Annotated in this window: 21 protein-coding genes and 1 pseudogene; 5 read left to right on the plus strand and 17 right to left on the minus strand. The window is 44.6% G+C overall.

The genetic code is table 11. The annotated features are described in order from the left end of the window. Positions 1-59: 59 nt before the first annotated feature. Positions 60-1,532 (minus strand): annotated as a pseudogene (mttB, locus tag DCMF_RS29555) ([trimethylamine--corrinoid protein] Co-methyltransferase). A 297-nt stretch (positions 1,533-1,829) separates the two neighbouring features. Further along, positions 1,830-3,143, minus strand: a complete 1,314-nt coding sequence (locus DCMF_RS06250) for a PocR ligand-binding domain-containing protein (protein WP_214659143.1) — start codon at positions 3,141-3,143, stop codon at positions 1,830-1,832. A 279-nt stretch (positions 3,144-3,422) separates the two neighbouring features. Here DCMF_RS06250 and DCMF_RS06255 point away from each other — a divergent pair, with 279 nt between their 5' ends. Beyond that, a complete protein-coding gene (locus DCMF_RS06255; RefSeq protein WP_148133627.1) occupies positions 3,423-4,064 on the plus strand; it encodes a corrinoid protein in 642 nt (213 codons plus the stop codon). Positions 4,065-4,150: 86 nt separating this feature from the next. On the opposite strand, the gene DCMF_RS06260 is transcribed toward DCMF_RS06255, so the two are convergent. Next, positions 4,151-4,318, minus strand: a complete 168-nt coding sequence (locus tag DCMF_RS06260) for a hypothetical protein (RefSeq protein WP_214659144.1) — start codon at positions 4,316-4,318, stop codon at positions 4,151-4,153. Between the two features lie 265 nt (positions 4,319-4,583). On the opposite strand from DCMF_RS06260, the gene DCMF_RS06265 reads away from it, so the two are divergent. Continuing rightward, positions 4,584-5,054 carry a hypothetical protein gene (locus tag DCMF_RS06265; protein WP_148133629.1) on the plus strand — a complete coding sequence of 157 codons (471 nt, stop codon included), beginning with the start codon at positions 4,584-4,586 and terminating at the stop codon, positions 5,052-5,054. A 137-nt stretch (positions 5,055-5,191) separates the two neighbouring features. Then, positions 5,192-5,635 (plus strand): DUF1440 domain-containing protein, encoded by a 444-nt coding sequence (locus DCMF_RS06270; RefSeq protein ID WP_214659145.1) that lies wholly within the window; start codon positions 5,192-5,194, stop codon positions 5,633-5,635. A 43-nt stretch (positions 5,636-5,678) separates the two neighbouring features. On the opposite strand, the gene asnB is transcribed toward DCMF_RS06270, so the two are convergent. The 4 genes from asnB to DCMF_RS06290 form a co-directional block, all read right to left on the minus strand. Further along, positions 5,679-7,163: an asparagine synthase B gene (asnB, locus tag DCMF_RS06275; RefSeq protein WP_148133631.1), complete on the minus strand. Its 1,485-nt coding sequence runs from the start codon at positions 7,161-7,163 to the stop codon at positions 5,679-5,681. A 43-nt stretch (positions 7,164-7,206) separates the two neighbouring features. After that, positions 7,207-7,530: an ArsR/SmtB family transcription factor gene (locus DCMF_RS06280; protein WP_148133632.1), complete on the minus strand. Its 324-nt coding sequence runs from the start codon at positions 7,528-7,530 to the stop codon at positions 7,207-7,209. Positions 7,531-7,644: 114 nt separating this feature from the next. Beyond that, positions 7,645-8,106: a ferritin-like domain-containing protein gene (locus tag DCMF_RS06285; protein WP_148133633.1), complete on the minus strand. Its 462-nt coding sequence runs from the start codon at positions 8,104-8,106 to the stop codon at positions 7,645-7,647. Between the two features lie 4 nt (positions 8,107-8,110). Next, positions 8,111-8,698: a hypothetical protein gene (locus DCMF_RS06290; protein WP_214659146.1), complete on the minus strand. Its 588-nt coding sequence runs from the start codon at positions 8,696-8,698 to the stop codon at positions 8,111-8,113. A 317-nt stretch (positions 8,699-9,015) separates the two neighbouring features. Here DCMF_RS06290 and DCMF_RS06295 point away from each other — a divergent pair, with 317 nt between their 5' ends. Both DCMF_RS06295 and DCMF_RS29105 read left to right on the plus strand, forming a co-directional pair. Beyond that, on the plus strand, positions 9,016-10,275 hold the full coding sequence (locus DCMF_RS06295; protein ID WP_148133634.1) for an MEDS domain-containing protein: 1,260 nt from the start codon (positions 9,016-9,018) through the stop codon (positions 10,273-10,275). 223 nt (positions 10,276-10,498) lie between these two features. Beyond that, positions 10,499-11,830: a LysM peptidoglycan-binding domain-containing protein gene (locus DCMF_RS29105; RefSeq protein ID WP_214659147.1), complete on the plus strand. Its 1,332-nt coding sequence runs from the start codon at positions 10,499-10,501 to the stop codon at positions 11,828-11,830. An 83-nt stretch (positions 11,831-11,913) separates the two neighbouring features. On the opposite strand, the gene ytaF is transcribed toward DCMF_RS29105, so the two are convergent. The 10 genes from ytaF to DCMF_RS06345 all read right to left on the minus strand — a co-directional run bounded on the left by ytaF (position 11,914) and on the right by DCMF_RS06345 (position 20,398). Next, entirely contained in the window at positions 11,914-12,552 is a 639-nt protein-coding gene (gene ytaF, locus DCMF_RS06305; RefSeq protein ID WP_148133635.1) for a sporulation membrane protein YtaF, read from the minus strand. Positions 12,553-12,822: 270 nt separating this feature from the next. Continuing rightward, positions 12,823-13,536 (minus strand): B3/B4 domain-containing protein, encoded by a 714-nt coding sequence (locus DCMF_RS06310; RefSeq protein WP_148133636.1) that lies wholly within the window; start codon positions 13,534-13,536, stop codon positions 12,823-12,825. Between the two features lie 78 nt (positions 13,537-13,614). Continuing rightward, the gene (locus DCMF_RS06315; protein WP_148133637.1) at positions 13,615-13,830 is read right to left on the minus strand and encodes a helix-turn-helix transcriptional regulator; all 216 of its coding nucleotides are present in this window, start codon (positions 13,828-13,830) and stop codon (positions 13,615-13,617) included. Positions 13,831-14,090: 260 nt separating this feature from the next. Continuing rightward, positions 14,091-15,257 (minus strand): sodium ion-translocating decarboxylase subunit beta, encoded by a 1,167-nt coding sequence (locus DCMF_RS06320; RefSeq protein ID WP_148133638.1) that lies wholly within the window; start codon positions 15,255-15,257, stop codon positions 14,091-14,093. 53 nt (positions 15,258-15,310) lie between these two features. Continuing rightward, complete coding sequence (locus DCMF_RS30440; RefSeq protein WP_418219625.1) at positions 15,311-15,409, minus strand: hypothetical protein; 99 nt, start codon at positions 15,407-15,409, stop codon at positions 15,311-15,313. Between the two features lie 12 nt (positions 15,410-15,421). Beyond that, positions 15,422-15,835 carry an OadG family protein gene (locus DCMF_RS06325; RefSeq protein ID WP_214659148.1) on the minus strand — a complete coding sequence of 138 codons (414 nt, stop codon included), beginning with the start codon at positions 15,833-15,835 and terminating at the stop codon, positions 15,422-15,424. A gap of 310 nt (positions 15,836-16,145) precedes the next feature. Continuing rightward, positions 16,146-16,601 carry a hypothetical protein gene (locus tag DCMF_RS06330; RefSeq protein ID WP_148133640.1) on the minus strand — a complete coding sequence of 152 codons (456 nt, stop codon included), beginning with the start codon at positions 16,599-16,601 and terminating at the stop codon, positions 16,146-16,148. 302 nt (positions 16,602-16,903) lie between these two features. Beyond that, the gene (locus tag DCMF_RS06335; RefSeq protein ID WP_148133641.1) at positions 16,904-17,128 is read right to left on the minus strand and encodes a hypothetical protein; all 225 of its coding nucleotides are present in this window, start codon (positions 17,126-17,128) and stop codon (positions 16,904-16,906) included. A 797-nt stretch (positions 17,129-17,925) separates the two neighbouring features. Beyond that, positions 17,926-19,083 (minus strand): mandelate racemase/muconate lactonizing enzyme family protein, encoded by a 1,158-nt coding sequence (locus tag DCMF_RS06340; protein WP_214659149.1) that lies wholly within the window; start codon positions 19,081-19,083, stop codon positions 17,926-17,928. Between the two features lie 133 nt (positions 19,084-19,216). Continuing rightward, on the minus strand, positions 19,217-20,398 hold the full coding sequence (locus DCMF_RS06345) for an acetyl-CoA C-acetyltransferase (RefSeq protein WP_148133643.1): 1,182 nt from the start codon (positions 20,396-20,398) through the stop codon (positions 19,217-19,219). Positions 20,399-20,445: the final 47 nt, after the last annotated feature.

Below are 20,445 nucleotides of genomic sequence, written 5' to 3' on the forward strand. Positions count from 1 at the left end.
AGCCCTGACTAAATCCATCCTATATCAACCTGCGGCCGCAAGGGTGATATCTCATCAAATCACTTAATTTTGTGCGCTTTTTCCGCATCCTCTACCAAAGATCTTAATGTTCTGGCCACGGAGTCGGCCAGGGGTTGGGGTTTATAGGTTTCCAAAATACCCCGGGCCACTTCGTTTGCCCGGGCAATCATGTCGGTAGACCCTTTTGCTTCCCAAAATTCGCGCATATTGCGGTCCATCAATTTGGGCTGGGATTGATACCCTCTCATATGTTTCAAGGTGTGCTCTTCGGTAAGGAAATTGCCCCGGGCTCCTACCCGGGCAATCACATCTACCGCTAAGTCCTCATCATGAACAGGGATCCCTTCCAGCACCCGCCGGATCATGGCGGCAAACTCATTGTCGGCCACGATCTGGCCGTAACTCAAAGTCATGCCCATTTCCAGCATGCCCAGGCCGTAAATCATATTCGCACCGGCTAAGGCCGGCAACAGGGCGGTGAGGGTTTTTTCATGGCCGGCCTGCAAATCGGAAACTTTGCTGTCCCCCTACCCGCCGGCTACATAACTGGGCAGCTGGTAGAACTGGGCCATCTTGGCCACAGCGGCACTAATCATGGCCAGTTCCGGGCAGCCCACGGTGGCGCTGGCCAGCCGGAGATCCAGAATGGTGGTGGAGCTTCCATAGATCACCGGCGCCCCTTTGGCCGTGAGCTGGGCTAAAACCAAACCGCCCAGTACCTCGGCATTGTGCGTCACCAGCGTTCCGGCCAGGCTTACGGGAGAAGATCCTCCCGCCATGGCCATGGATAAAACATTCATGGGCAATCTGGCCCTGGCATATTCCATAATCCCTTCGCAGCACCCTTCGGATAGAGACAAGGGGCTCTGGGGGCAGGCCGCTCCGGATACGATGGGCCTGTCCCGAAGTTTTTCTTTTCCCCCCGCAACAGCGGCGGCCATTTCGATCAAAACCTGAGCGGATTCTTTATCCTCAGGAGACTGAGGAATATGCTTGGTGGTATTGCTTACGGTAGCTTCATAGGTGTGATAGACGGCCACTTTCGGGTGGACATCCCGGGGCGAAACGGTATATTCCAGCATGTCGTACTGATCCAAAGCGTCCACCAGCAAAGCGACATCCCCAATGTCCTTTTTCGTTGATTTTCGATGCTCCCCGGTATAAGGATCAATGACATGGATGCCTTCGCCAAAGGGGCAAAAATTCACCCGGCCGCTTTCCAAAACTAGATCATTTTGGGGGTCTCTCCCGGCCAGCACGATTTTTTGGGGGGCAGAACGGATGGCTTCGTCAACCAGATAGGCCGGGATTTTCACATTTCTATTTTCCCGGTCCACCAGAGCCCCGTTTTTTTCAAAAATGCTTAAAGCCTCTTGGCTTTGGACAAATATCCCCGTCCTTTCCAATACTTCCAATGTGGCTAAATGGATCATTTCCAGTTCGCTGTCGGTAAAGACCTGTAGACCAAATCCTTGCCAAAGATTTCGGCCCGAAAGCAGATTTCTTCTCATACCCTTCCCTCCTCCAACCTATTGTCAGAAAATGTTTTCACCTGTCCCCTTTTGATGATCGTTCATCCTCCTTTATTAATTCTGCTCATAGGTTTAGACGAAAGTGAGCAAATTACCTGTGAAATTTTCTTTTCTCATGGGTACTTTTGTGGAACAGTTATTGTGTAATTTTGTTAGAAAACCAGAGGGATCCCATCGCCGGGCAACGGTAAAATATTCCTAAAAACAAAAGCGTCACAAATACCGTTCCTAATTGGTACCTGTGACACAGAAAAAAACAGATCGATTCACTTTGTTCTAGCTCTGTACATTGCGCCGGTAATCCTGCGGGCTTACTCCAACTATCTTTTTAAATATCTTGCAGAAATAACTGCGATCCACATAGCCGATGCGCTGCGCAATTTCTCCATTATCCATTTCCGACTGGCGTAAAAGAATTTTGGCCTGATCGATGCGAATTTTGTTGATATATTCAGATAAACTGATCCCCTTGTCTTTCTTAAAGAGATGACTTAAATAGGAAGGCGTAACAAAAACTGCCCCGGCAATCTCTTTGACCGTTAATGCTTCATTGGGGTAGTTTTTTTGGATATACGTAATCGTTTTGCTGATGATCACGGCACTTTCTTTTTGATCTTTTCTGGATAACAAATCAAGGTAGTATTTCCCCACCGTCAAAAGCCAAAGCATGACCTTTTCCACCGTATCCGATTCATTCAGCTCATTAAATTTCAACATACTGAATCGATAAGATTCTTCAAAGTCCACCCCTTTTTCTGTGGAAAGGCGGACTAAAAAACTAATAAACTCGATGCCCAGGGCCTTAATAATCTCAATTTGGCCTTTACTTTGAATAAAAAACTGCAGGGCAATTTTATTTAAAAGCTTTTCCGCCTCCGCCATATTGTCTTTCCTGATTTCACATTTCATCTGATCTTGCAAAAGCATCAGATAATGCCGGCTGTTTTCTTCCTGTTTTTTCTCCAGATTTCCCTGGGCATTGTTTTCTTTCCACAGCCAGGAACTGACCGTTCTTAGTTTCTGCTGGTACCCCAAAGGTTCGATGCCGCCCTGGGCAAAGTAATGGGCGGTAATAAAGAGCATGTCTGACGCCGCCTGTACCTGGGCCGGCGATACCACCTCCAGTTGTTTCACCGCCTCCGTCAGCTTTTCCGGCGCATGTCCCAAATCCCGGGTCAGCTCCCTGATTTCCATACAAAAGTATTGTTTCGGTTCCCACATCAGGATCTGTCCGCAAATAAAGTTACCGATGTGGCTGCTGCCCACCATAATCGGGCAAACCCAGGCCATCAACCCGGCATGGCAGCGAAAAATATAGGGTTCCTTCCATTTCGTCGCCTGTTTGCCCGCCCGGGCATAAACCCCTTTACATCGTTCCAAACCAGTGGAGGTACTTTTCACTAAAGAACAAAAAACACTGTCCCCTTTTTGGGAGCAAAATAAAACATGGCCCAAAGTATCTGTAATCGCTACATGCAGCTTTGTCGCAGTAGAAAATGAATTTAGCAAACGTTCGAGGAGCTGCTTGTCAAAAAGGTGTTCATGAAAGGCTAACGTAGCATCTATCTCTTTAGAAATGGAACCTGACAATATTCATCCCCCCAAACTTAAAATATCAGATTGTGTGCCGGCAATCTGCCCCCGTTTGAAAACAATATTACTGTTTAACCAGCCGGAGCATCCTACCTGTGGTTTTTTATTTAACTTTGTGTAATTTTCTGCACCATCATGTGTACTTTTATGGGCAGATCCATTTAGGCCTTTATTTTTAAGTTGTTTTGGGGTTTAATAATGTTGATCCCTTTTATTGAATCATGATCACTAAATTTCGCGAAGTTCTACCAAAAAAAGAAAGGAAAGTGGCCTTTCGTGCAGAGACAGCTGGAAAATATCTTTCATAAAATTGCTTTATCCGTTTTCTCCGAGGATGAAAATGAAGTCACCGGTTTAATTGAACAAGCATTGCAATTAAATATTAATGCCTTAGACATTTTAAATACCGCCCTGTTACCGTCTACGAAAAAGATTTTTGATAAGTTCCGGGAAGCCGATTTTTTCGTCCCCGATGTTATTTTGGCCTCCCGGGCGATTCAGGCCGGCCTTTTTGTGTTGAAACCCTATATCAAAAAAAGCGCAAAGAAAACAAAGACCATCGTCATGGGTACTGTGGAAGGCGATATTCACGACATCGGCAAAAACGTGGTCATTCTTTTTTTACAATGCCACGGTTTTGAAGTCATAGATCTGGGGGTCGATGTGACTGCGGAAAAATTTGTGGCATCGATAAAAGAATACCGGCCGGACGTCGTTGCCATGTCGTCTTTGCTTACCACCACTATGCAGGAAATGCCCAACGTCATCGAGGCTCTGCGCAAGCATAATCTAAGAAATAGCGTAAAAGTCCTCATTGGCGGGGGGCCGGTCAACCAGGAATTTGCCCTATCCATCGGCGCCGACCTGTATGCCCCTAACGCGCAAGCAACACTACTCGCCCTGAAAAAAATCAGGTAAGGAATCACAGTAACCCAGATCATTTCTATATTCGTCAGCAGGAAGGTATTTCCTTCTATTAACCTGCTCTGATCAATATGCTTCTTTTATATTTCCAGGAACTCCAATAGCTTATATACCAGAACCGCCGGCCAGACCAGCGCTTTTAAAAACCCCAGAACCCCGGCCCAGAAGGTTGCTGCATGCTGGATATAATAGACCAGCGCACCGATAAAAGCCAAACCATAAACACCACCTGAAACACTGTTATTCATTCGTTTTCCTCCTTGATGTTCATACATCCGTAGCACCTTCCTTTTCTTTCGGTTCTTTTTCTTGCTCTTAATTTATACCAATTATTTCCATAAAAAACTCAAAATTCCTCTCTTTAAACAGCTAAAACCGAAAAAATTACCGTTATATTTCTTGAAAAAGACAGCCTGCCGGCTCAAACTTTAACAGCGGTTTCCCGGTTAAAATTTCATATTCGAATACCGTATGGGTAATAATAAATCTACCAAAACACAGGGGGAAGACAAAGTGTTCGGAAAAAGTATTTTCTTCTTTTACAAAGCGCTGTTATTTGGGTTATCGGCTTACTTAGTAATCCCGAGAGCAGAATTTAAAAAATTCTTTATCTTTGGTTTCTTTTTCGGAGGCATTGGTGACATCATCGTGATTGTCATTTTGTCTAATCTGAACTTAATTGCCTATAAAAATATGGGGCCGTTTAGCATCTGGGGGCTATTTTCATTTTGGACGCCCATCGCATGGCTGTTTGCCTTTATGCTCTTCTTTTATTTCTTACCGGTACGGAAAAAGTTTTTCTATCCATATATCTTAGGATTTGCACTTTTTGCGCATATGGTGGGATTGGTGCTGGAGAAATTAGGTCTTTATCAGTATATGGGCACTTATATTTACTATGCTCCTATTGTTTTTATCATTTGGTTTTCTTTAGCGGCTTACGTTTATCTGAAATCCGGACGTATTTCTTTAAATTCTAATTGACATGCTGCAGCCAACCCGGACTGCCTTCAAAATAAAAAAGAGCCCCTTCGTTCCAGGGCCCTTTATCCGTGCGTATAAGTTTCTTTCCTTGGGAGAAACTAATTTTGGTATCTTTTGGCATGGAAAGAGGTACAATTATGAAAGACAGGCTCATTGCCGGTGGACTCGCCGGCATCGCAGGAGCAATTATTCAAATTACTTACGGAATCATCACTGAGGCGCTGGGGATTACCGACAGATCCTTCGACGAGTTCGCGAAAGTACTCATCATGTTTAAGCCATACAAAGGTCTTTTGGCAAGTGTAGTAGGAGCCATCTCGCATATTTGCATAGGCCTTGTCTTCGGGGTCATTTTTGCATACCTAATTTTAATAACCTCCAGCCGGTTTCTCATGATCAAAGGAATTGGGTACGGCGCCGTGCTATGGATGCTGTTATTAGGATTTGGCACAATATTTGAACTTCCGGATTTTAAAGATATTCCCCCTCAACCGGCCTTAAGCATCTTTTTCGGTGCCATAATTTATGGCAGTATCACAGCCTTAACCCTGAAATATCTGGAAAGCCGCACCAAATTATGATTATTCCGCTTGTGGACTGGACCTCTCCTCAGAGGGCAAATTTTTATAAGCTCCGGCTAAAACCGATTGCTTTTTCTACCGACTCCGCCGGGTAAAATTTGTGAAAGATCCGGTAATACATTAATTCTTCCTTATTCCTCAGCTTGCGTCTCCCGGGAATCACCGCCGACCGAACAAATTCGGCATCCGAGATGGTTTCTTCCGCTATCTGGGCTAAAGAACGGAATGAACCGGCACCTTCACTGAATTTACTTTTCCTTCTAAAGACGATTTCGTCCGGAAGCATCCGGGAGAACGCTTCGCGTAAGATCCATTTTTCCTGGCGATCCGGATCCGTTTTCATGGATATGGGGATGCTGAAAGCATAGCGCACCAAATTTACATCTAAAAAAGGAACGCGGGCTTCCAGGCCGTGAGCCATGGACATCCGGTCACAGCGCTGCAGATTGGTATTATGCAAGGCGCCGGTAATTTGTACTAATTCTTTAAAAAGCTCCTCTTGCGAGAACTTCTTTAAATAATGATAGCCGCTGAAAATTTCATCGGCCCCTTCTCCGGAAAGAACCACTTTTACATGCTCACTGGCCAGGCGGGAAAGAAAATAGTTGGGAATGGCACTGCGCACCAATGCCGCGTCGTAGGACTCCAGATAATAAATTACATCCGGCAAGGCCTCCAGCATATCATCCAGGGTATAGGAATATTCATGATGCTTTGTGCCCAGGTACTCCGCACAGATCCGGGCGTATTTAAGATCTTCGCTGCCCTTCATTCCTACCGCAAAGGTATTTAGATCAGGGATCTCCTCGGCGGCCAAAGCAGCAATAATACTGCTGTCCAGCCCTCCGCTCAAAAATACCCCCAGCGGCACATCCGACATTAATCTTTTCTTTACCGCCTCTTTGAGATAATGGCGGATGCCTTCCACAGTTTGTTCCACGGTATTCTCAAAACCGGTTTCCCCAGGCAAGGAAAAAAATTTGCAGTACCCGATGCCTGATTGATAATACGTGCCGGCAGGAAATTCTTTAAAATGGGGTACAATGCCTAAAAATGCTTTCATCTCAGAGGCAAAAAAAACATTTCCCTGCCATTCACTGATGTATAACGGCTTGATACCCAAGGGATCCCGGGCCAAGAGAAGCCCCTTTTCCACATCGTAAATAGCAAAGGCAAACATGCCGTCTAAAAGAGAAACACAATTTTCCCCGATTTCTTCATAGAGATGAAGGATGGCCTCCGTATCGGTATTCGTGGAAAAATTGTGCTCCTCCTTTAACATTTGGCGCAGTTTCTCATGATTGTAAATCTCGCCGTTAAAAATGATACAGACCGTACCGCTTTCATTGAAAATAGGCTGCTTCCCCCCGTCCACATCAATGATGGAAAGACGGGCATGAATAAAGGAAGCTTCCTGGCAGGCAAAAGTGCCAAAATCATCCGGTCCCCTGTGCCTGATCTTATTCAGCATCACATCCATTTTTTCCTTTTTACACCTGCTTCCAAATACTCCAGCGATTCCACACATTCTTTGGTACCTCCTTTTTCCAAAAATAAAAGCTTGCTGACGATCATTCGGATTCTCCTTCCCATAAGTGGTTCAGATTCTCCCGGTTCAGTTCATAAAACTCTTCTGCCAGTTGAAGAATTTGGACAATTCTCGGCCCGCGCAGACTGTAGTAATGCTGTTGGCCCTCCCGCCGGCATACCGTAATTCCGGCATGTTGCAGCACCGCCAAATGCTGCGAGGTAATTGATTGTTTGATGCCTACACCTTCCGCAATTTCTCTTACTGAGGCAGGCCCCCTGGATAAGAACTCCACGACGTGAAGTCTGGTCTGGTTTCCCAATGAGGCAAACATTCTGGCGCTATATTCCCGTTGCTTCGTGTTCACTCTATCATCCTCAATGTATTACAATATCTTAATATGTTAATATAAGGGTAATACAATTTCTCTCTTTTGTCAAATTACCTAACTTTCTGCCCCAAAGTAAAGCCTTCTCCCAAACTATGTGGACTGAATCAATGACGTAGCATGTTTCAGGTTATCTTTATACCAAAGCAGGTGAAATTCTTCGTCAATCATGTTATGCCACAGCCTTTGGCAGATATCCGGATACTCCCAGGCCTCCATGATCAGGGCCCGATACATTTCAATTGCTTTCGTTTCCACCGCTATCCCTAACTTGTACCGATTTTCCGCCGTCGTAAAGTCCAAGGCAACACCCCCTAAAAGATGACCGGCCAGTGAGGTTAATCCTCCTGATAATTTAGGTGCCTCGTGCCCGAATTCTTCCAGTTTTAACTTAAAGAAATCGGTATGCTGTCTTTCCAGTTCTATCATTCGTTCATAAGCATGCTCAATATATTCGTTCTGAAGGGCCCCCTTTTGTGATGCATATAAGTTGAGCTGGAACATCTCCAATTGATAAAATTCTTTCAGTCTGAGGACTAAATTCAATCTATCCACCTGCTTATCTCTTAATTTTTAAGGGCTTCTTGGGGTGCTTCGCCGAAGGCTTTAGGGAACTCTCTTCACGTTGCACGGGATAATAGTATCGAGATTTACTTCTTACAAAATTCTTTTTCCTAACCACGTACCGGACAAATCTTTTTCCCTGCTTCAGATAGCTCCAGGTAACAAAGAAAAACCAGGTCAGATAGAGTCCGAAGGGAAGAATGACCTTACTAAAAGTCCACTCAAAGATGCCCAAATTTGAAAGCACATTTGAAAAAAAGACCCCATATCCCGCAGATACAACCGCAAATAAATAGTTCCAAGGCTTTCGGTCCGGTAAAAAATAAAGAAACATAATGAAAAAAACGGTCCAGGCAATAGGCGGCATAAAGGGGATGCCTAAAAATCCTAGCGGGCCATAATTTAAATAACCGCCGGCATGGATCAATCCAATCACTAATATCCAAAACACATCAATGATGGCACCATAAAAAATTCCTAAGAGGGCAAGCTCATAAATTCTTTTCCTGGGAACAATCACCAGCATGATGAAGGCCAGCGCCAATGTATAAAACAAGTAAATAAAATAGAGAGGAATTTTCATAAAAATATTTCACCATTTTGCAAAGAATTCTTTTACCTTTCTGTAAATATATGGTCTTGAAAAATCAATAGTAAATAATAAATATCATGGTCATTTTTTTTATTTTCATTCATGAAACAGGGCCTAATTTATGGGAGCAAAAAATGTTTTTATTGACAGTACCATCCAATTTACTTAATCTAAAATAAGTGTAACAATTTTACATGAATGGTTTTAGTCACTGATATTGGCTAAATCTTGCAATCAGCTCTTTGGAGCAGTGCCCTTTAATAAATATTTAGACAGCCACTATCAGTCAGTAATAGGAGGGAAAGTTATTGCAGGCATTACAAGTCTTTCATAATTTAAGAAAAACCGGTCTCGAGTTTATCAAGGACATCCCTTGGGGGACTCATATTTGCGGCTTCTATCAGACAAAAAAAGATTTAATTAATATGGCGGTACCCTACTTCAGGAAAGGGCTGGAGAATAATGAATACTGTATGTGGGTTGTTTCAGATCCTTTAAGTGTTGTGGAGGCCGAGCAATCTTTAAAAGAAGCCATTCCAAATTTCCTCTTGCGTAATAAGTATATTGAAGTTCTTTCCCACACCGAATGGTACTTGAAATACGGCGATTTTGACAGCGATCAAGTGATGAAAGGATGGATTGATAAAATAAAGCTTTCCCGATCCAAAGGATATGAAGGCATAAGAATATGCGGAAACACGACATGGCTGGACAAAAGGTATTGGAAAGCGTTCATGGATTATGAGGCAATAGTCGAAAGAGAAATTGGGGCTCTTAACATGATTGCCCTTTGTACATACCAGCTTAGCAACTGCGGGATTCATGAAGTCATTGATATTGTAAATAACCACCAATTCTCATTTATTCAAAGCGAATACGACTGGAGCAATACCGGTGAAATTGTAAAATTTGATAAAATCAATATGGTGGGAAAGTTAGCGGCGAGTATCGCTCATGAAATCAGGAACCCCATGACATCCATCAGAGGGTTCCTCCAATTGCTCCAAGAGAAAAATGAATTTAAATCCTACAACGATTATTTTCATCTCATGATTGACGAATTAGATCGGGTTAACAAAATTATCACAGAATATCTTGCTTTAGCAAAAAATAAAAATACCCGTTTTCAAAAAGAAAATCTCAACCATATCATTAGGGCACTATTCCCTTTAATGCAAGCTGATGCAGTAAAAGAAGACAAAGCCGTCGTACTTGACATGGAAGATATTGTTGATTTACTTATCGATCCTAATGATATTCGCCAAGTAATCCTGAATATCACGCGAAATGGCCTGGAAGCAATGTCTGACGGCGGCATCCTAAATATCCGAACATATATGGAAAATAATGCTGTTGTCCTTGAGATCAGAGATACGGGAACCGGCATCCCCGATCACGTCATTCATAGTTTAGGGACTCCTTTTCTTACGACAAAGGAAAATGGCACAGGGCTGGGACTTTCCGTTTGTTACAGTATCCTGGACAGACATCATGCCACCTTGCATATTGAATCCTCTAAATCAGGGACGGCATTTTTTATCCGCTTTCCCACTTTGCAAGAAGAATAAATCCCGCTCACCCATATGCGCCTCATGGAACCAGCTGGATTGTTTGAATACGTTTCCCCTGAGTATAGAGATGCGTAGCGCAGGAAACGCAGGGATCAAAGGATGGCCTGGTATGGTATAAAGTTTCCTCCTAAATTAATGACAGAATCACTATGTCCAAGTTTCTTATTCCCTTCCTGCAACATAAAGTAAATTAAAACTTAGACAGGAGGTATAAGAAATTATGGACACACGCCAACTGGTATCTTGTCCGGGTGGTACCGTTTATACCATTAGGAGAGGTGATACCTTTTTTAGCTTGGCCGAACGCTTTAATACGACTGTGGAAAATATTATTGACGCTAACCCGGAAATTGACCCCGATGCACTTGAGGTGGGACAGAGAATCTGCATCCCGGGTGCCCAGGGACCCGTAACCTGCGAAGGAGGCACCTTTTATACCATCCGCTCCGGCGATACCCTTCCCCGCCTGGCAACCCGTTTTAACACGACCGTAGATGCTATTCTCGATGCCAATCCCGGCCTTGACCCGGACAGACTTCGGGTGGGGCGCAGAATCTGCATCCCGGCTGCCGAGACACCGGCGACATGCGAAGACGGCACCTTTTATACCATCCGCTCCGGCGATACCCTTCCCCGCCTGGCAACCCGTTTTAATACGACGGTAAATGCTATTCTCAATGCCAATCCGGGCCTTGACCCGGACAGACTTCGGGTGGGGCGCAGAATCTGCATCCCGGCTGCTGAGGCACCCGTGACATGCGAAGACGGCAGATTCTATACCATCCGGTCCGGGGATACCCTTCTCCGCCTGGCCGATCGTTTTAACACCACCGTAGACGCTATTCTCGATGCCAATCCGGGCCTTGAGCCGGAAAACCTTCGGGTGGGACAGAGAATCTGCATCCCGGCTGCCCAGGCACCTGTGACATGCGAAGGCGGCACATTCTATACCATTCGATCCGGTGATACCCTTTTCCGTTTGGCCGATCGTTTTAACACTACTGTAGACGCCATTCTGGATGCCAATCCCGGCCTCGATCCGGAAAGCCTTCAGGTAGGGCGGCGCATCTGCATCCCGGCTGCCGAGGCACCCTCGCCCACCTGCCCGGGACGCACCTATACGATTCGTTCCGGCGACACATTAGTTGTTATTGCCCAACGCTTTGGTGTTACCCTGCAGGCCTTGCTGGCGGCAAACCCAGGAATTAATCCCAGAATGCTCCGGGTCGGGCAGGTGATATGCCTTCCCACCTCAGCCGGAGGAGGAGTAACATGTCCTTACGGTAATGTTTATGTGGTAAGAACCGGCGATACGCTGTCTGCAATTGCCGCACGTTATGGGCTTAGCCTACGGCAACTCCTCGCAGCCAATCCGCAGATAACGAACCCGAATAATATTTCCATCGGCCAATCTATTTGTATTCCACGCGGCATGAGGTCGGCTTCTGATGAATACCCCGCAGCATCTTTCCCATATATCTCCTGCCCCTTTGCACCCAGCTTCAGATGCCTGTATTCCAATTACTACATGATGTCTTTCAGACCCTATTAACATCTTTATTTGAATACCCGCTGAACAAAAAAGGTTATGCCGGTTTTTTTAAACCGCATAACCCTTTTTATTTTATAACCAACTTATTTTAATTTACTGAGGCCTAAAAGCAATATTAACAAACCCGGCACAAAAGATGTCTTTTTAATAAACCGGTTGTTGACACTGCATCTAGCCAGTCTTCCAGCGGCAGATACCATCATAAATTGGCACACACCAACTGAAATTGCTGTTAAAATGGGAGGAAATCCAACCACTGCAAAGGCGAAGCCGGACCCGAGAGCATCCATGGCTAAGGCAAAACCTAGAAGTAACGCCTCCCTAAAGTCAATGATGCCTGATTTGTCCATATCTGCCTTTGTAGGTTCTTTTAAAATTTGAACCAGGATACCTAAAGGCGGAATACGCAGACGCAGCAACAATGTATCCTCTCTCGGCAGGGCCATTTCTTCTTTTTTCTGGACCCAGGCATGAAAAAGCATGAAAAGTCCCATACCGGCCAAAAGCACAGCCCCAATTAGTCTGGCAGTTTCTAATGAAATAAAGATCACCACAATTTTTCCAAAAAACATAGAAACCGCGATAACCACTGAAGAAATGAGATTGATGAGCAGCAAAGAACCCCGAGGTATGATGATATTCTTCAAACCATAAGCAAAGCCCACTCCAAACCCATCCACGCTTACCGCTAATGCAAATAATATCATGGATAAAATCAGCACATTACTCCCTCCCAAACATTTTTGCCTTAACTACTATATGACTTAGATAGGGTATTGTGTTAGTCCGAAAAATGAATGCTTATGCCGGGCGGTCTTTCGAATCCTTTGCGTCGAAGCATTGGACGCGATAGAAAAAGGCTTCAGCTGTCCGAACCAGCTGAAACCCTTGATATTCTTAATATTTGGTTCCCATCCCTATTTTCTGCTATTCTATGAGCCCTATGGATTCCGGCCTCCAGCTACTCTTGTGATGCTATCTAAAGGGTTTTATCAGTCTGCGGAGAGATCTATGGTTTCCGTGTCAGACAGAATAAACTGCCGGGCAGCACCGCCCAAACGGGTAAGGACCAGCTCTTCCAGTTCCGCCAGGGCATTTTTCAGTTCCTCCATGCGGCTTCCGTCCACCAGTTCAATACAAAGGAATGCGTTGGTGGTCTTTTCCGTCAGCATGGTCCGCTGGGCCTCCCGCCAGTTGAAGCAGCGGCAGACGGCACCCGCATCGTCCGCGTAAATCACTTCTCCGGCTAAGGCCGGTTCTTCTGCCTCCGCCCCCAAAGGAAGAAAACTCTCCCCTCCCTGTGCCACAGTGAGCCGCAGACTGCCTGCGACCGCATCCAGGTCCTCGCCGCCGCAGGGGAGGCCATATTTCAGGGAAATGCAGTTGTACAAATCCACCAGCGGGTTAATTGTTCCCACCGGGTTCCCGTTGCTCACCCGTTTCAGCAATGCCTCAATGGAGGAACGGGCGCCTTTCTTTGTCTTGAATTTGCGATAGGCCTCCCGCCATTCGGCGACAACCGGGTTCTGGGCAAACTCCGGATGCTTCAGATGGCGCCGGCTTTCGGCCATGGCGTTTTCCAGCAGTATGGTGAAATCCTTTCCCGGGCCGGGGGAATTGTCAATGCCCCCCACGACCAGAATGCCCAGCCGGAATTTGGGAAAGAGGGTCTTAAAGGCCGGATCGATCCAGAATGTCTTTTTCATTGGTAAATGCCTCCTTGATGAATCTTAACAGTTCGTTTTCCCAGTAATACCAGCCCGCATATGGTTAAAAAGTAAGGATTAATGGTTTTCTTCATTTTGTTCCTCCTCATAAATGAATATTTCTTCAATGGGCATATGAAAATATCTTGCGATTTTAAATGCTAAAAGGATGGATGGGTTATATCGTCCATTTTCCAGGGATCCTATGGTCTGTCTGGATACTCCCAGCACGGCGGCCAAATCTTCTTGTCTGATTCCGCGCTGTTTGCGTATTTCTTCTAACCTGTTCTTCACACTCTTATCCCCCTATGGAAAGCATACTTTACATCAAAGATAGCCTCCCATTCATAGAATGTCAAGAATGTCACGGGGACAGGTCCCTTGACATTGGTCATCGCCACATCAATTCTTTCTTATGTCAAGGGACCTGTCCCCATGACAAAAAAAACTATGTGCGCGGTTCCGGCACCGGCACATAGTTTGGAGCAGGAAAGCTGCCCGGAGGGGGTAGAACCCCTGGTCAGAGCCTTCCTGCGTTTCGTTTCAAAAGTCCCTTATCGATAAAGGGTAAGCAGTACACCTGCCGCCACTGCGGTGCCGATGACACCGGCCACATTAGGCCCCATGGCATGCATCAATAAAAAGTTTCGCGGGTTTTCTTGTTGCCCCATTTTTTGTACCACTCTAGCCGCCATCGGTACCGCAGATACTCCCGCCGCTCCAATGAGCGGGTTCACTTTTTCCTTCACAAATAGATTCATCAGTTTGGCCAACAATACTCCACCGGCGGCCCCACCGGCAAAAGCAAAAGCGCCCAGCAGGAAAATGCCGATGGTTTTCCAATTCAGAAATGCTTCGGCAGTGGCTGTGGCACCAACCGTTGTGCCTAAAAAGATGGTGACAATATTAATTAAGGCATTTTGCACCGTATCGGATAATCTCTCGACCACTCCGCATTCCCGGAAAAGGTTACCCAGCATTAACATTCCAATCAACGGTGTCGCCGGAGGAAGTGTGAGAGAAACCAGAATGGTAGCAACAATGGGAAATAAAATTTTTGTGGTTTTGCTGACCGGTTTCAATTGTTTCATGACAATCTGCCGTTCTGCTTTGGTGGTGAACAGTTTGGCCACCGGGGGAATAATGATCGGCACCAAAGCCATATAGGAATAGGCTGCTACGGCAATGGGACCTAATAAATAGGGCGCCAGCCTGGTGGTAAGAAAGATTGCAGTTGGCCCGTCTGCTCCGCCGATAATGCCGATAGATGCGGCTTCCTTAGGTATGTATCCCAGGAAGAGGGCTCCCCAGAAGGTCAGGAAAACCCCTAACTGGGCCGCTGCGCCCAATAAGAGACTCTTGGGGTTGGCAATTAAGGGCCCGAAATCGGTCATAGCTCCGATCCCCAAAAAAATCAAAGGAGGAAAGATCCCCAGAACATCCCCTTGAAAGATATAGTAGAGCAACCCCCCGACTTCCTTTACAACAGGCAACCCATCCGGTCCCAGCTCCATTACCGGGGGTGCTGTAATCCCGGATATCGGGATATTCGCCAGCAGCATGCCGAATCCGATGGGTACCAGCAACAGGGGTTCAAATCCTTTTTTTATCGCCAGAAAAAGCAGCACGCATGCCACGCCTATCATTAAAACATTTCCCCATGTTAAATTAGCAAAACCAGTTGTTTCTATAAACTGGATAAGACTGTTGCTTAAATCCATACGATTCTTTCCCTCCCTTTAATCAAAACAGGCTTTTACATTATGATCTTAGTTCAGAGTAAACAGCAGGTCTCCCGTTTGAACGCTGTCCCTTTTTTTACAGGAATGGCAGTGATTGTTCCGCTGCCGGGAGACTCTATTTCATTGTCCATTTTTAAATTTTCTCAAGGCCTGTTTCCCTTTTCGATAAATCGCTGGCGTGTGGCAATAACGTCGTTTGTGCCAATAAATGACCAAACCGGCTGACTTCCGGAGGCCCGGCGAATCTCGGTAAATTTAAATTCTTCGGCAGTCTTTCCTGTCAAAGCACAGATGGATGCGGTAATCGCGGCAACAACCGCCGGTGAAATGCTATCCCGGGGTTTAATTTGATTGGTTACAGGCGCTTTCGCCGGACTGGGAGAAACGACTCCCGCCGGTTGCTTTCTTACCTGATGATCCTTTCCCGTTTTTTTTTCAATTGCAGCGTCTACTACGGTATTCAGGATTTTAATGAATATGGAAAGTATGATGAGGACGATGAATACTACTCCCATTCCAATAATTGTGGTTAACACTCCCTCAGACGTATACTCCATGACATGCATTGTTACCACCAGCCCTTTCGTTTCGCTCAGGGCACAAAAACGGCATGAAGCCATTGCCCTTAAGCTTATTTTATTGAAATATGTTGGGTTTACCGGCAAATACAAATCATTCTTTTGCCTTCGTATACAGTATACTTATATAAATGCTATAATTCCAATTTACATAAATTAATCGCATTATAACTTAAAGTTATAGCAATGTCATGGGACCTGTCCCCATGACATTCTGACATTCTCATACAAAACTTAAGGACCGGTTGCCCGGTCCCTTTCTATCATGCTTAACCTTTTCTGAAAAGAATCATCCAAAATCAGTAAATTGATTTAGAAGGGCTCCTATTACTAACCCATAGAAAATAAATGAGAATAATGCAACATAGTTCGTCACTATCAAATGCTGAAGAAAATTTAATCCCAGGGCCGGATATATCACCATAAATACAAAAAGTCCTACTCCTGAACTGACTGATACTGATTTAACATAAAGATAGTCTCTTCCTGTTAATTTTATCAAAATAGCAATAACTACCCCGTTATATCCTGCCATTATTATTGAAGTAATCACCCCAAAAAGTTGTGCAGACCAATAAGTCACCTGTGGAGTATTAAAAAACACATCTGCCATGTCCTTCCAATATGTCCTAGTCTTAATTCCCAGCAAGATAAGTACCAGCAGCAGTAAATTATGAATTATCCCGCCGATCATTCCAATTAACAAACCCGCTACATAAAAATCTTTTATTACAAATCTTGACAAAATATTCACTCCAACAAGTCAGTCTGGGAAACGATAATATTATTATTACCCAGTTAATTCAAATTATCCTATTCCCCTATCCTGGAGAGATTGCTCTCCCGGTTCCTCTTATTCCTCCGTCAGAATGTCATGGGGACAGGTCCCTTGACATAAGAAAAAATTGATGTGGAGATGACCAATGTCAAGGGACCTGTCCCCATGACATTGTCCTCCCTTGTCTTCCCCTCCCTGGCCATGCGGGCTTTTATTTCTTCTATATTTCCACACCTTTCCACCTCTGCTATCGCTAATCCAATAGCGCATCATGACTTTCTTTTCAGCTCCCTTACCTCATTCTGGAGCTGAATTATCTGTTGCTTTAACTCCGTTAATTGACTATTGTCAGGCTGATTACCATTGTTTTCCTCAGTTTTTACCTGCTTTAATAATTCCGTAGCCGCCACAGCTGCTAAAAAATCCCCTAAAGTAACAATCCATGCCGCCAAAACACCCAAGTTATCCGGATCTATCTTTTTAAATAACGACATACTCGTCTCCCCCTTTATAATAATATATTCAAGGAGAGAGTATGTTGCATGCGTAGAGTATCTGATTTCGTTCCCATAGCACGATTAATCCTCGGGTGGTTCCTCTGGTTCCTCATATCGTGCAATCACGGACCATCAGAAGAACTTCCATATTTTTGAAATATAAAGGAAGCAAAGCAAGATTTACCGCAGATCGTTTTAGCCTAAATTGGGGCAAACAAAAAAAAGGAACCTACCCGGTCCTCAAACTCATAAATTCTGATATAGCAAAAAAGGCCTTTAAGGCCTTGATATCATTGATGGTGCGGCGGAAGGGACTTGAACCCCCACAGCTGTTCACCACTAGAACCTGAATATGGTTTCCTTTGGCGCATTTCCAAAAATCCTTGTATTCCAATCATTGCCGGCTATTCTCTTAAAAAAACACGTCAAGTTTTGAAAATGAAACTAAAGATGCTGTTTTTCATTTTTTGAAAGATCATCAAATTGGGGCAATTTAGCTTTTTATCTAGCAGAATATATGACAGAATCAAACTTTGGTCGTATAAAAATTGAAAAAATCAGCAGAGCTTAGAAGTTTTTCAATTGATCACAAGCTTGTAAATATAAAGACCCCTTTTCTAATTTAACTGACATTTGTCTACCTCCGTCAGAGATATAAATAAATTTAGACCTTTTTAAGACCTATCTCAGTAAGTTCTTTACCTAAATCTTAACAGCACCCGGTTTGAATCTCACATTTAATTTTGCAGCAAAATTAAATCCACCGTCATATCGTACATATCACATTACCCATTTCAGCGCACCCTATTTTTATTAATTACTTCCTCATTAATTTCCAGGCCAAACCCGGGCTTGTCATCTAATTCAATATAGCCCTTCTCAAATGATTTAATCGGCAAGGTGGTCAAATCCCATCGCAAGGGATTCCTTTGATCTTTAGACCAGTCACTTTGCATATATTCAAAAATAAAACAATCTGTAAAGGCTGCGGCCAAGTGTAAGGATACTGCCATACATACGGCAGAGGAGCTTCCCGTATGCACCAGGTAGGAGACATTATAGGCACTGGCTAAGCCGTGAATTTTCAAACACTCGGTTACTCCACCGGTCCGGCACGCATTCGGCTGAATAATATCTACCTTTCCTTTGACAATTAAGTCTTTGATTCCGTATCTTAGGAAATGGGCTTCACCACCTGCAATCGGAATATCCAAAGATTCCGACAATCTCCTGTATCCCTCATAATTATCAGGAGCAACAGGCTCTTCAAACCATCTGATGTGATATTTTTCCAATTCTTTACCCACCATTAAAGCGGTTTTGGTATCATAACCGCAGTTGACATCTACCATTAAAGTAATATCTTTTCCCACATGTTCTCTTACTGCCGCTACTGCCATAATGTCTGTTTTATATCCTTGGCCTATTTTAATTTTCATCGCGCTAAAACCTTGTTCCACAAACTTTTGAGCTGTAGCTAGCATAGTCTCCATGCCTCTAAACCTGATAGAAGAAGCATAGGCCCAAATTTTAGAATTGGCACACCCCCCTAATAATCGATACACGGGAAGGTTTAGGGCCTTGCCTTTAATATCCCAAAGAGCTATGTCGATACCGCTAAGCGCCTCAATATAAAAACCTTGGTAGTGCCCTCTGTTCATCATGGTTCCAAAAAGCAATTCCCAAATATACTCCGTATTCATAGGATCTTTTCCCATCAGCAAAGGCTTTACGTATTCTACGATATCCCGGGTTGCAGTGGGTGCCAGCCTGACCATGCATTCACCCCAGCCGGTAATGCCTTCATCTGTTTCAATTTTTACCAGCACGGTACGGTACTCTTTAAACACCACCTTCTCCAACTCATCGGCATAGGGAATACTGATCGGTGCCTTAATGGGATTTTCAATAGGTACAACTAGACTAAAGGCTTCAACATTTGTAATTTTCACCCAAAACCCTCCTCCGTTAATTAGCATACAGCATGCTGAGCCTGTATTTAGCATGCTGTATTATTTAAAAATCCTGCAAATTTTTTATTTTTTTCCTTTTTATTTATTTACACATCCATGTTGAGTCCATTCATCAATTTCTGGAAATAACCATCGCCATTCCCTGTCCGCCACCAATACATAAAGTGGCTAAACCATTTTTGGCATCTCGCCTGATGATTTCATATAGCAAAGTAACCAGAATTCTCGCCCCGCTGGCGCCGATGGGATGCCCCAAGGCAATGGCGCCACCGTTCACATTTACTTTTTCCATATCGAATCCCAATTCTCTTGAAACGGCAATGCTCTGGGCAGCAAAAGCTTCATTGGCCTCGATGAGATCAATTTGATCTATAGATAAACCGGCTTTTTTTAATGCTTTTGTAGCGGCCCCTATAGGCCCGACACCCATAAATGCGGGGTCCACCCCAACCCAACCATAGGATACGATAGTGGCTAAAGGTTTAATCCTCAATTCAATTGCCTTTTCTTCCGACATGATCACTAAAGCCGCCGCACCGTCATTGATTCCTGAAGAGTTGCCTGCCGTAACCGTCCCGTCCTTTTTAAAAGCAGGTTTCAGCTTTTTCATTGCTTCAAAGGTGGCATCACGTCGGGGAAATTCGTCGGTTTCAAAAACCAAAGGATCTTCATTACGTTGAGGAATCATTACCGGGACGATTTCATTTTTAAATTTTCCCTGATCAATGGCAGCCACCGCTTTTTGCTGACTAAAGGCCGCAAAACGATCCTGATCTTCCCGGGTAATCCCGTACCTTTCGGCCACATTTTCCGCAGTAACACCCATATGATAATCATTAAAAGCACACCAGAGACCATCCCGAATCATTTCATCAACAGTCTTATTGTCTCCCATCCGAAGTCCCCAGCGGGATTTTTCCAATAGGTACGGTGCTTGAGACATGCTTTCCATCCCACCGGCCACCACAATATCACAATCCCCTATGGCTATCGCCTGAACAGCTAATGCAACAGCTTTCAGGCCCGACCCGCAGACTTTATTCACGGTCCAGGCACCCGCCGTCTCAGGTATCCCTGCTTTAATCGCTGACTGTCGAGCCGGATTTTGACCCAAACCCGCTTGCAGCACATTACCCATAATCACTTCGTCTATTTGTTCCGGACTCAAGCCTGCTTTAGAAATAGCTCCGTTAATAGCAATGGCTCCGAGATTAGTCGCTTTAATATCTTTCAGTGCCCCGCCAAATTTTCCGATGGCAGTACGAACTGCACCGGCAATCACTATATTCGCCATCCTTGTTCCCCCCATCAATTTCTCCTATAAGGCTTTTAATCTCGCTT

This window comes from Candidatus Formimonas warabiya (assembly GCF_002777255.1).
In the GTDB taxonomy this organism is placed as follows: domain Bacteria; phylum Bacillota; class Dehalobacteriia; order Dehalobacteriales; family Dehalobacteriaceae; genus Formimonas; species Formimonas warabiya.

Excerpts from the sequence above, each read along its gene's own strand:
- DCMF_RS06325 (WP_214659148.1), bottom strand. The coding sequence starts at position 15,835 with ATGGAGTATACGTCTGAGGGAGTGTTAACCACAATTATTGGAATGGGA.
- DCMF_RS30440 (WP_418219625.1), bottom strand. The coding sequence starts at position 15,409 with ATGGACAATGAAATAGAGTCTCCCGGCAGCGGAACAATCACTGCCATT.
- DCMF_RS06270 (WP_214659145.1), top strand. The coding sequence starts at position 5,192 with ATGAAAGACAGGCTCATTGCCGGTGGACTCGCCGGCATCGCAGGAGCA.
- DCMF_RS06290 (WP_214659146.1), bottom strand. The coding sequence starts at position 8,698 with ATGAAAATTCCTCTCTATTTTATTTACTTGTTTTATACATTGGCGCTG.
- DCMF_RS06310 (WP_148133636.1), bottom strand. The coding sequence starts at position 13,536 with ATGAAAAAGACATTCTGGATCGATCCGGCCTTTAAGACCCTCTTTCCC.
- DCMF_RS06320 (WP_148133638.1), bottom strand. The coding sequence starts at position 15,257 with ATGGATTTAAGCAACAGTCTTATCCAGTTTATAGAAACAACTGGTTTT.
- DCMF_RS06335 (WP_148133641.1), bottom strand. The coding sequence starts at position 17,128 with ATGTCGTTATTTAAAAAGATAGATCCGGATAACTTGGGTGTTTTGGCG.
- asnB (WP_148133631.1), bottom strand. The coding sequence starts at position 7,163 with ATGTGTGGAATCGCTGGAGTATTTGGAAGCAGGTGTAAAAAGGAAAAA.
- DCMF_RS06345 (WP_148133643.1), bottom strand. The coding sequence starts at position 20,398 with ATGGCGAATATAGTGATTGCCGGTGCAGTTCGTACTGCCATCGGAAAA.
- DCMF_RS29105 (WP_214659147.1), top strand. The coding sequence starts at position 10,499 with ATGGACACACGCCAACTGGTATCTTGTCCGGGTGGTACCGTTTATACC.
- DCMF_RS06260 (WP_214659144.1), bottom strand. The coding sequence starts at position 4,318 with ATGAATAACAGTGTTTCAGGTGGTGTTTATGGTTTGGCTTTTATCGGT.